This is a genomic window from Rothia sp. HMSC061E04, assembly GCF_001813685.1.
GTDB classification, from domain to species: Bacteria; Actinomycetota; Actinomycetes; order Actinomycetales; family Micrococcaceae; genus Rothia; species Rothia mucilaginosa.
On sequence record NZ_KV813698.1, the window covers coordinates 310,097 to 321,793 of the forward strand.

Genomic DNA, 11,697 nt, shown 5'->3' on the forward strand with positions numbered 1-11,697 from the left:
CAATACTTATATAGCTAATGCAGAATATATAGTTTTCGTGGTTCCACCCACAAAACCAACCCCATGCCTTCTCCAAGCTCACATATTTACCCCCAAACCACCAAAGCCTCAACCCCCTCAGCAGGACCCGGCGCGATACACTAGAAGGCGTTAAACACAGGCTCAAACCGCCACCCAACACACCAACACCCAGACACCCGCTGAAGGAGGCGCATGGGACGCATCATCCGCCACACCCGGCGCCGACGCAACCACCCCCACGGCCAGCTCAACCGCCGCTGGGACACCCTCAGCGGTGTCACTTCCGAACCACAAAATCAACAGGTTCGACGAAGCCGCCGCGACCGCATCGAAGCCGAAAACCTGAGCATTCTCACCAGCGTGCCCGGTATTAAGCTCGACCGCATGCCCGCCCTGCGCGACCACAGCCACGAGAGCCCTGACGCTCAACGCAAACACAACCCGCTAGAGCTCAACCGGAAAACCCTCGAACGCTTCCGCGACTTCATCGACTCCTCCGTTCTGGCGTCACCCTCGCGCACCGCAATCAGCGCCTTCATCCTGGTCATCGCTTTCTTCACCATCATGCTGTCCCTGCCGATTTCTTCAGCAGACGGGCAGCGCATCGCGCTACACCACGCCGTCTTTACGTCTACCAGCGCGGTCACCGTGACCGGTCTGACCACCATCTCCACTGCGGATCAGTGGTCAACCTTCGGTCAGGCAATGATTCTTCTCGCCTGCCAGGTGGGTGGCTTGGGTACGCTGACCATCACCTCCCTGCTGGCGCTGGCTATCGGCCGCAAAATGGGTCTGCGCACCAAACTCATTGCGCAGGAAGACCTGAACATTAGCCGACTCGGCGAGGTTGGCGGCATCGTCAAAGCAGTGGCGTACGCGTCTTTCTCCATCGAAGCGTTCATTGCCATGCTCCTCACCCCGCGATTCCTCGCGCTCGGTGAAGCACCGCACCAGGCTCTCTGGCATGGCATTTTCTACGCTATCTCCGCCTTCAACAACGCCGGATTCACTCCGCACTCCGACGGCATCGTACCCTACGGCCACGACCTGTTCATCCTCGGCCCCATCTGCGCCGCCGTGTTCCTGGGTTCGCTCGGGTTCCCCGTATTCATTGCGGTTCAGCGCAACCCGTTCCACCCCTCCCGCTGGCAGCTGACCGCAAAGCTGACCGTGGTCACCACGACCTTCTTCTTCGGTTTTGGCGCGTTCTTCTGGGGCCTTTTCGAGTGGAATAACCCCGCAACCATCGGTTCTTATTCCTCCGGCGATAAGATTCTGAACGCCATCTTTGCTTCCGTGATGATGCGTTCAGGCGGTTTCAACCTGGTCGATATGGACACCATCACGCCCGTCTCCACCCTCCTCACCGACGTGCTCATGTTCATCGGTGGCGGCTCCGGCTCGACCGCGGGCGGCGTGAAGGTCACCACCATCGCCGTGATTGCCCTGTCCATCCTCGCCGAAGCGCGAGGCGACCAGAAGGTCGTCGCATTCAACCGCACGATCCCCGAGTCGTCCCTACGCATTGCTATCTCGGTGCTTGTTATGAGCGCTACCATGGTGTGTATCGGCACGGCGACCCTGGTCATGATCAGCGGCGCAGACCTCAAGGAAGTTATGTTCGAGGTCATCTCCGCCTTCGGCACCTGCGGCCTGTCCAGCGGGCTCTCCTCAAGCCTGCCACCTGCGGGTGTGTACGTGCTCAGCCTGCTCATGCTCATTGGCCGTATCGGCACGACCACCGCCGCAACCGGCCTGGCGATGCGTTCACGCCGCCGCCTCTACAAGTTCCCCGAAGAAAGGCCCACCATTGGCTAGTGCACATAACGCCCCCGTCCTCGTGATCGGTTTGGGCCGCTTCGGTGCTGCTGTTGCCGCGCAGCTGCGCCTGCAGAACAAGGAGGTCCTTGCCATTGAGAAGGACCCCGAACTCGCGCAGAAGTGGTCCGGCGTGCTGACACACGTGGTTTCCGCCGACGCGACCGATATCGACACCCTGCACCAGTTGGGTGCGGACGATTTCGGTTCCGCCGTGGTGGGTGTGGGCACCTCGGTGGAGGCATCCGTGCTGATTACCGCGAACCTCGTGGACATTGGCGTGGAGCGTATCTGGGCGAAGGCTATTACCCCCGCGCACGGCAAGATTCTGGAGCGTATCGGCGCGCACCACGTGGTCTACCCGGAGGCGGACGCCGGCCGCCGCGCCGCGCATCTGGTCTCGGGTCGTCTGCTGGATTACATTGAGTTTGATGACGACTTCGCGATTGCGAAGATGCGCCCACCGAAGGAAACCCACGGCTTTACCCTCGCCGAGTCGGATATTCGCTCCAAGTACGGTGTGTCCGTGGTCGGTATTAAGTCCCCCGGTGAGGACTTCACCTACGCGGATGCGACCACCCGCATTCACTCGCGTGACATTCTGATCGTGTCCGGTCAGGTGGATTTGATTGAGCGTTTTGCGGCACGACCCTAAGCGTATTTTTCCTCGCTGCGGCGGTTATCTTCCCCAGCTCTGCTGGTTTTGAGGAGCCCGTGTTTGAGCAACCCACGTTTGAGCAGCCCGCGATTAGACATAGCAAAAACAGCCTCTTCCCGTTCTGCCGGGAGGAGGCTGTTTTTCTGTAGTTTCAGCTAGTCAGGGGATGCTACCAGACGGTATTAGTCCTCGTCAGCGGTGTACAGCTGGCTCATTTCCGCCGAACGTGCCGCACAGGCGCGCATCGCGTCCTCGGTCAGCTGGAAGAGGCCACCATCCACGAAGGTGTTCAGTGCACGCTCGGTGGTGCCGTTCGGGCTGGTCACGGCGCGGCGCAGGGCGGGCGCATCCGGGTTGGTGTCGAGCAGGAAGCCCGCACCTGCAACGGTTGCGCTGGCAAGCTTGAGGGCGGTGTCTGCGTCCAGGCCGAGCTTCTCACCGGCGGCCGCCATCGCCTCTGCAAGCAGGAACGCGTATGCCGGGCCGGAACCGGAGACGGCGGTGACCGCATCCATCTGGTCTTCGCGGACCTCAACGACCAAGCCGACGGTGCCCAGGACCTCTTCGACGAGCTTCTTCTGCTCGTCCTTCACGGTGTCGGTGGTGGAGATGGCGAGCACACCCTTGCCCACGGAGGAGGGGGTGTTCGGCATGCAGCGAACAATGGGCTGACCTGCGGGAAGGCACTCGGCGAGGGTTTCGAGGGTCACTCCAGCAGCAACGGACACCACAACAGCGTTCGGCGCGAGGGCGGGTGCGATATCACGGGCAAGCTCAACGATGCCGTAGGGCTTCACGCCGAGCAGCACGACGTCTGCGTGGGCGGTTGCCTTGTGGTTGCCGTCAGCTTCGCCACCGGTGGTGATGATTTCTACCCTGTCGCCGAGGCGCTGGGCGAGGGCGGCGCAAGATTCTTCGCTACGCACGGTGGCGCGGATGTGGGCGGGGTCGTGGCCTGCAGCGAGCAGACCTGCGGCGATGGAGCCGTTCATGGAGCCGGTGCCGAGAAAAGCAATAGTTGCGGTCATCGTTGATCCTTCCTAATGGGGTGCCTGCGCCCTGCGGGTGCGCGGTGTGCTGTGCGCGGCGGACGTGTGGAGGCGTACCCTTCCAGCATAGCGGGTGCGGCTACGGGCTTGTGACCTGGTTCGTGCTTCTTCCGGGCTTTCTGGGTGGCGGCTTCACTCAGCGTGCCGCCATGCGCCGGGTCCCAACGCGCCGGGCTCAGCTTCCTACCTTGTGGCCCGCCCATAAGCCGCCAAAAGTGCAGGCGTAGAATGAAAGCAACTTCAACCGCGGCAGTTTGTGCCGGGCATGAAGCCTTCAACAACACACAGCACGCAACGCACACCCCTTTTTCTATGTCTTCTCATACTGGTTCTTCTTCGAATAGCCCGCAGAATCCTGCTGGTTCCCGCTCTTTTTTGTTTCGCCTCCTTCTGGTGTTGACCCTTGCCGCGCTGGTCACGGGCGTGTTCAGCGGCCTGGGTGCGATTGCCCTGCATTATGTTCTGGATTTTATGCAGGAGCTAACTTTCGGTCAGGCTGAGGGACATCACCCGATGGTCACTGACGGCGCTGACCCGGCGCGTCGTGCCCTGCTGCTGGCGGCGTTGGGCCCATTTGTGGCGCTAGTTTGGTATTACCTGCAGTCGGGTGGTCGGCGTGTGGTCGGCGTGAAGTCGCAGATTGCGGGTGCTACTGAGGAGAATCGTGCGCCGTCACTGTGGCGGCAGATTTCGCATTCGGTGATTCAGATTGTTGCGGTGGGTGCGGGTTCCCCGGTGGGTAAGGAGGTCGCGCCTCGTGAGCTGGGTGCGCTGGCTGCGGGTCGGTGCGCGCGTTTTCTGGAGCGTGTGGGTGGCTCTCGCCCGGATGGTTCGCCGCTGCTGGGTGATTGTGAGCGTCGCCTGCTGGTGGCGGCGGGTGCGGCGTCCGGTTTGGCGGCGGTGTATCAGGTGCCGATTGGTGGTCTGGTGTACCTTGTGGAGGCAATGGCTGCGGGTTTGAGCTTGTGGTCGCTGTATGTGGGTGCGGTGACGGTGTGGACGGCGACGGTCACGGCGAATCTGGTGATTGTCAATGAGCCGACGTACCCGGTGCCGCAGCTTCCGTTGGATGCGACGACGCTGACGGTGGCGGCGCTAACGGGTGCGGTGTTGACTCCGTTGGCGTTGGGTTTTAGGGCGTTGTCGCAGCGTGCGGAGAAGATTAAGGCGAAGGACCGTTCTCTTTTATGGCGTATTCCTTTGTCGTTTGTGCTGGTCGCAGTGGTTTCGCTGTGGCTTCCGGAGATTCTGGGCAATGGTCGTCTGCTGACTCAGCACACGTTTAATGCGTCTCTGGATGCGGCGGCGGACGGCTTGTCTGCGGCGGCGGCAGTGTATGTGTTGGCGTTGTGTGTGGCGAAGGCTACCGTGGTGGTGGTGAGTCTGCGTTCGGGTTCGTATGGCGGTACGTTGACGCCGAGTTTGGCGTTGGGTGCGGCGGCTGCGTTTTGTGTGGCGGCGCTGGTGCTGTGGGCGTTCCCCGGTTTGGGCGGGGTGCCGGGTGGCGCGTCGATGGTGTTGTATGCGGCGGCGTTGACGGGTACGGCGGCATTTTTGGGTGTGTCGATGAATGCGCCGTTGTCTGCGTTGACGTTGTTGATTGGTTTTACGGGTCAGGGTGCGAGTGCGTGGCTGCCGATGGCGGTTGCGGTGGGCACGGCGGTGCTGACCCGCTGGGCGTGGACGCGGGCGTTCGGCTCTAAGAAATAGGTTCTGACAGGTGCCGGGCGGCCCCGGATGCGTGTGCGTCCGGGGCTGCATGCTTTTTAGACAGAGGTTTTCGATAGGTTAGTGTCTTCGCCGTGGGTCTTTAACCCGCAGTGAAGACACTAACCTATCGAAAGGGCCGTAACCTATCGGCAGCCCATCCACAGGCGCAGAGATATTTGATGCATAAAGCATTGAGAAGCCCAAATAATGGCCAACCACCGCCACCACCCTCAAAAGAATGCAAACGACGGCAAACATGCGGTAGGGTGGTAACTGTAGTACTCAATAGCGCACCGATGCGCTTGTTGGGCGCACTACGGGGCTGTTTTCCTTCCGGCAGTCGACGCAATCTGTGAATAACGGCCCGACTAGTAACTAAACAACACACCATCACCGACGATAGGAGCGTATCTTCTATGGATCCGACCATTTTTAATCGCCGCACCCTGCTGGGTGGCGGCGCACTTGTGGGCCTGGGTGCCCTGCTTGCGGCATGTGGCCAGCAGGCAAATAACGAGGCGGCAGCCACCGCCTCCGCCGCACCGAGCGAATCAGCTTCGGCTTCTGCGGCAGCATCTGATGCCGCTTCTGCATCGGCTACTCCGAGCCCGGTTATTACCCGCGGCTACTCCGGGCAGTCCAAGGCACCCGACGGTGAGTACCGCAAGGCAGATGGCTACGGCCCTGCACAGAATGTCCCCAAGCCTCGCAATGAGCCTGCACAGTACCCCGAGACCGAAGAGGGTCTAATGAAGATGATGCAGGACTGGCTGGTTGCACACAACTATGGCACCCAGACTGGCGACTGCTCATATGCGTTCAAATATGTCACGAAAGATACCGATGAATATAATTCATATAGCTACACGGAATCGCTTTACGAACGTGGAGGATGGATTATTGGAGGATTGGAATCTTATCAATCCGAAGGCCCCCTAATCTACGATGATCAGAATAAGAGTTATCGGATGAAATTCCGAATCATCTGGTCAACTGTCACATATGTAAATCCTGATGGTCGCTTAAAAATGGATGCTAATACAGACACGAATGATGATTCCTTCTATTTCTTGTATACATATTCTGATGGATACTGGAAAATTTCTGGATCTGATTTTAATGTCTAACACTAAGAAGCTATCAATGCAGAATAATAGAAAAATTTTCTCCACCGTATGTGCTTCTATTCTTGTGGTAATTCCTATGTCATATTTTCCTAGTTCCATCGCCGTTGAATGCACAAACCAAAATTCTAACGGTCATTGTGTAAAAATTCCGGGAAATAAGCCCATCCCCCAGGACGATGATTCTGCAAAAAGATCACACACTGTCAATCAATCGAAAACGACACAAATTTCGGGAGATGACCCGTCTTCTGCTGCCTCGGTAGAAGCAGCACGCAAGAGTTGGGAGGATAACCACATCCCAATGCGTGATGGCACTAATCAAACAGTCTACGGAACTGTACCCGAAGCCCGAAAAGCCGGAGATGCAGAATGTTACACGAAAGTAGACCGACGTCCGGGGCATTACACCATAGGGCCTCTACCTCTGGGAGATAACGCCAACAGAATACCCAACCATGTTGGCGGCCGCTACTGCGTACCCGACGACACCAAAACACTGACCTCGAATAACCCTGAACAACCCAAGGGCCCTTCCCCTGAAGAAATGCTCCAAGAAATTGAGGACCAATTCGCTAAAACTGACATTCAGGCCCCTGTTTTGAAGCAGTCCTATAACCTTGGCACCGGTCTGAGTGAGGACAACCCCAACGTCTACAAGAACCAGGCGGTCAACTTCTACGTTGACGCGCCCACCGCACGTTGGGAAGGTGACCTCATGATCGGCCACGTAGAGATGGAATCCTACCCCACCCAGATGACCATCCAGTATGGCAACGGTGACGAGGGCAGCTTCTACACGATGGGTAAGCCGGTTAGCAGGGCACGCGGTGAAGAGTCACGCAAGACCGCAACCAGTTATGTGTATAAGCGTTCGGGTAACTTCCACGCCTACGCAACAGTGTCTTACTCTGGTCGTTTCCGTGTTGACGGCGGCGACTGGCAGACTCTGGATGTCGTGTTGACAAAGGAAACTGTCGACCCGCTGCTGGTGCGTGTGTGGTGGGTTGATGTGGGTCGTGTCGGCGGCACCTGCGATGAAGATGATACTCGCTGGGGATGTAAGAACGACCCGACGATGGGCAAGAAGGATAACCCAAACCCGCGTCTGCGTAAGGCCGATGTCCGTACCGGTCAGCGTTGGCACCTGAACGATAACGGCGACGGGGATACTGAGTATTCGTTGCACCGCGACTGGCCCGACATGTAAACCAGTTCTAACCCAACGTATAAATAACCACAGCAGGCGGCCCCGGATGCGTGTGCGTCCAGGGCCGCCCTGTTTTGCTGTGCCGAAGAACTGTCTTAAATTTGCTTTGATGGCTTTGAAAGGAATAGCAGATAAATTCCGAATACGAGCTTAATTGCCGCGTCAATATATGCAATGACCCCTAACGGGATGCCGGTAAAAATATATCCCGCAAAAATATTAATGACACAGGCTAGACCCAGGTATATCATTGACTTTCCATGCACAAAATAGTACGGGAAGAAATGTAGCGCGGTTGCCATCAGTGCCCCCAGCCAAATCAATCTCCAATTTTCAGTTGCGAAGAATGGGCCGCCCAGCAAAAACATCAAAACAAATAATAGAATAACGGCACGTGAAGATACTTTATTTTGAAATTCACTCGAAGGGCCATCGGATAGCCTATTCAGCACCTTCTTGTTCATGTTGATTGAGAAAAAGCTAATAACGTAGCCGATACTGAATACCTGCATATTTATTATTTGCTTTCCTCCGGCCATGGTGGCTATTGCTATAACTGCCGCCACCACGATTAGCCACAACCCGCAGGCCCTCTTATAGTTAAATTCTAACTTTTCGTCTTTGTTGTAGCCCAGAAAAGCCATCGATGCCTCCAATAGTCTCTCGTAAAATTATTTCTCTTGTCGCGCCGCTACATTTTATTGTGAAAAATTCTGCCATGCATTAATATGCTCTACCCCTTCTTTCTGATAATTACACCCTCTGTGATTGTATCAAAATGGCGATAAAATTCCCCTAAGAAACGAGGGGTGACCCCGGATGCGTGTGGATCCGGGCCGTTCTTGTTTTAGCATGCTGTGCTGCGCTGAAAGTTGTGCCATAGGTTAGCGTCTTTGGTCGTAGTTAAAAACCATGGCAGAAGACGCTAAACCATGACACAAATTCTGGAGGGGGTTATAGCCCCGCATAGCGAGAAGCCACATGTGTTTCCAGAAGCCACTTATGACGTGACTGTTCGAAACACATGTGCCTTCTCAACGTTTATCTTTGCGGAGGGGCGCTACTTATGGCCTTTCTCGCGTAGACTATTCCATCACGCTTTCTTTAATTCAGATTTACACTCCGGTGTATCCCCATCTTTGGAATTAAAAATACCATTTTCATCTTTATACCGTGAATAGTACTCATTAATTTTTAGCATCGTAAAATACATATATGCAATCATTAAATATTCTTTAGAATTAATCTTCTTCCAATTCCGCGTAACATAGGGCAAGTCAGCGCATAGATGCTTTTCGGATTGGTTTTTCAATTTATGATAAAATCGACGAATAACGAGAGGTCTTATAATAGCATATTTGGCAATATAAAAAATCGCAATAAAACCCCAATAACAGAGCGACTTTTCAGAAGTGAAAACCGCATATACACCTTCAGGAAACGAGGCTTGATTCCTTGGATCAACCCAAGACAAAAATGCAATTAGAAGCAGCAATATTCGGATGATACCTATGCTCGCTGAATTTAAAATAAATTTAGCCCAAGCCCAAATCCGAGCACAAGGTTCATGTGCCGAATTGATCTGCATGCGACAAATATAAAAATATAGGTAGCTGTCTGAAAGTCCCTTAAATAACATTTCAAAAACAAAGATGATAGAGGATGCAAAGATCGCAATAACCTCTGGCCTTACACTTTGATTATCGTTAAATCTATTACCCAGAAAGAATGCAAAGGAAAATGTATAAACAACCGCAAAAGATAACCAAAAAATGAAACTAAACAGGCAAGGTTCACCAGAAAACTTAAACCCAGCATACCCAGTAGATTTTGACACGAACAAATCATGGTAAGAGGATTCTGTTTTTTTACGCTTACTAGAAAGTTGCGGGACTGAATTATTTGCATTTATCCGATCGGTAGCAATACTATACGCATCCGACATGAAGGAAATGCTGGATATATTTTTAATATTCTGTAGATAATGCATATTCTGAAGCAAAATATCTTTCTCATTATGGGTCAACATCAGACATGATGCCAATGTGAACCATGCAAAAAATAACATAATCCACAAGGGCATTTCTCCATATCTTGCAAGATTGACATCTTCCGCAACAATAAGCTTTCCCCATCCGGGACCGACTCTCCAGGCTCCAAATATTTCAGGCGCATACGACGTACCATTAAAATACCCAGCCAAAAGACCATGCCAAAAACTAAGAATAAATGCGACAAAAACAATATATCCAACTATTCTTGCAAATTTTCGGTATGCAGCGCGTCGTGCCTCTCCAATCAGACCGGTTTCACCGTCGGCAAACTTTCCAACACTTACAAATAAGCTCAGAAGAAGACTAGCGATGGAGGAAATAATTCCAACCCTTAAGTCAAATATGTAATATGGAATATTAAATATTTCATGCACTAGCCAAATACTAGACCCATCCCCATTACCAGACAATGATTTTAAAGATGGAAAATTGATAATAAAAACAGAAAAATAAATTAATGAAAAGACAAAAAATGCATACAATGGGAGCTTTAAGGTATTATCCAGAATTATGCTTTTTCTTTTTTCTTCGTGCTCTTCACCCCATATGCTATTCACTTCATCAATAACGTCTTGAATCTTTACAAATTTCTGATTCGTTGCCATAAGCACTTCCTTCCCGACAACTTTGTTGGTGGATAAACTTCCTAGACAGCCGCGTTTTACATCGTTGTGCAACTGTCCGTGTTCAGACTATCACGAAATGATAAAGAACATCATGAACCCACCACACGGAAAACCCCGCAGGCCGGTGCGCGTTACACACCAGCCTGCGGAGTTCACCTGCGGCTATTCGGCCACGTCACGCACCGGTTACGCACCCAGGAGGGTCTTCGGGTTGACCGGAGTACCCGTACCCTCCGCCAGATGCTCAATACGCTTCAGAATCAGGCCCTCACGCAGCGCCCACGGGCACACGCGCATTGTCTCAATACCGAACGCCTCCATCGCAGCCTCCGCCGCAATAGCGCCCGCCAGCATCTGCTCCGCACGCGCCTTCGAAACACCCGGCAAATCGCTACGCTCAGACACCGTCATCGCCTCCATGCGACGAGTCCACAGGCGCAAATCCTGCAGATGCATCTCACGCTTCACATGCGGGCCCGCCGAATACGGCGCCGCACCACAAATACGCGCCAACGAACGGAACGTCTTCGACGTACCCACTGTCATATCCGGCGCACCATAACGCAGCAAATTCTCCGCCACCGGGGCGATCTGCTCACGCACATACTTACGCAGACGCTTCACCTGCTTCGGCTTCGGCGGCTGCTCATCAAAAAACTCACGCGTCAGACGGCCCGCACCCAACGGCACACTCATCGCCGCATCCGGCAACGCATTCGTACCCGTCGAAAACTCAAACGAACCGCCACCAATATCAAAATCAAGGATGCGACCCGCACCCCAGCCCTGCCAACGGCGCACCGCAAAGTACGTAATCGCCGCCTCCTGGTCGCCCGAAATACCGTTCAGGCTCACACCGGTCTGCTCACGCACCTGATGCAGCACCGCCGCACCATTACCCGCCTCACGGATAGCGCTCGTGGAGAACGCCAGCAGGTCCTCCGCCTCATTCTCGATCGCGAAGTCGCGGGCGCTGGCCACGAAGCGGGTCAGCGCGTCCGCGCCCTCCTGCGAAATATTGCCCTCAGCGTCGAGGTACTGCACGAGCTGCAGCGGAATCTTGTGCGACGCGTACGGTTCGGGGCGCGCCCCGGGGCTGCCGTCAATCAGTAGCAGGTGGACCGTATTCGACCCGACATCCAGAACTCCCAGGCGCACGGTGCGCTCCCCTCCCCCGCCGCGCGGCGGGATATTATCTGTGTGCGGTACCGCAGGTGCGGCGCCTCTTCCAGTCTGTCAGAGGCGCGGCTCACTCCGCAAACAATCCGGGCGGATGCCCAGCATCAGCACAGCGTAAGCCCAAGAAACACGGCGCAAGCCCAAGAAACACAGCGCGGGCACAAAAATGCGCCGGGCATGTACTCTCCCGGGGCACGCAAAAGGCGCAGGAGGCGCCCCCCCCCCCCCCCCCCCCCCCCCCCCCCCCC

Annotated in this window: 9 protein-coding genes; 5 read left to right on the forward strand and 4 right to left on the reverse strand. The window is 54.8% G+C overall.

Annotated features, from left to right (window positions below; all coding sequences use genetic code 11):
* Positions 1 to 213: 213 nt before the first annotated feature.
* On the forward strand, positions 214 to 1,839 hold the full coding sequence (locus tag HMPREF2927_RS04190; RefSeq protein ID WP_070685807.1) for a TrkH family potassium uptake protein: 1,626 nt from the start codon (positions 214 to 216) through the stop codon (positions 1,837 to 1,839).
* The gene (locus tag HMPREF2927_RS04195; protein ID WP_070685809.1) at positions 1,832 to 2,494 is read left to right on the forward strand and encodes a potassium channel family protein; all 663 of its coding nucleotides are present in this window, start codon (positions 1,832 to 1,834) and stop codon (positions 2,492 to 2,494) included. The genes HMPREF2927_RS04190 and HMPREF2927_RS04195 overlap by 8 nt, the downstream gene beginning before the upstream one ends.
* Before the next feature lie 185 nt (positions 2,495 to 2,679).
* Here the strand turns inward: HMPREF2927_RS04195 and proC are convergent, their stop codons facing one another.
* A complete protein-coding gene (proC, locus tag HMPREF2927_RS04200; protein ID WP_070685811.1) occupies positions 2,680 to 3,525 on the reverse strand; it encodes a pyrroline-5-carboxylate reductase in 846 nt (281 codons plus the stop codon).
* 333 nt (positions 3,526 to 3,858) lie between these two features.
* Here proC and HMPREF2927_RS04205 point away from each other — a divergent pair, with 333 nt between their 5' ends.
* The 3 genes from HMPREF2927_RS04205 (at position 3,859) to HMPREF2927_RS04215 (ending at position 7,590) form a co-directional block, all read left to right on the forward strand.
* On the forward strand, positions 3,859 to 5,256 hold the full coding sequence (locus HMPREF2927_RS04205; protein ID WP_070685813.1) for a chloride channel protein: 1,398 nt from the start codon (positions 3,859 to 3,861) through the stop codon (positions 5,254 to 5,256).
* Positions 5,257 to 5,672: 416 nt separating this feature from the next.
* Positions 5,673 to 6,383, forward strand: a complete 711-nt coding sequence (locus HMPREF2927_RS04210; RefSeq protein WP_070685815.1) for a DUF6318 family protein — start codon at positions 5,673 to 5,675, stop codon at positions 6,381 to 6,383.
* A 544-nt stretch (positions 6,384 to 6,927) separates the two neighbouring features.
* Positions 6,928 to 7,590 carry a hypothetical protein gene (locus tag HMPREF2927_RS04215; protein ID WP_070685817.1) on the forward strand — a complete coding sequence of 221 codons (663 nt, stop codon included), beginning with the start codon at positions 6,928 to 6,930 and terminating at the stop codon, positions 7,588 to 7,590.
* Between the two features lie 95 nt (positions 7,591 to 7,685).
* Here HMPREF2927_RS04215 and HMPREF2927_RS04220 read toward each other — a convergent pair whose 3' ends face one another.
* From HMPREF2927_RS04220 to HMPREF2927_RS04230, 3 genes are all read right to left on the reverse strand, one after another.
* The gene (locus HMPREF2927_RS04220) at positions 7,686 to 8,234 is read right to left on the reverse strand and encodes a DUF6609 family protein (protein WP_070685819.1); all 549 of its coding nucleotides are present in this window, start codon (positions 8,232 to 8,234) and stop codon (positions 7,686 to 7,688) included.
* Positions 8,235 to 8,683: 449 nt separating this feature from the next.
* On the reverse strand, positions 8,684 to 10,249 hold the full coding sequence (locus tag HMPREF2927_RS09135; protein ID WP_070685821.1) for a hypothetical protein: 1,566 nt from the start codon (positions 10,247 to 10,249) through the stop codon (positions 8,684 to 8,686).
* A gap of 207 nt (positions 10,250 to 10,456) precedes the next feature.
* A complete protein-coding gene (locus HMPREF2927_RS04230; protein ID WP_070685823.1) occupies positions 10,457 to 11,428 on the reverse strand; it encodes a Ppx/GppA phosphatase family protein in 972 nt (323 codons plus the stop codon).
* Positions 11,429 to 11,697: the final 269 nt, after the last annotated feature.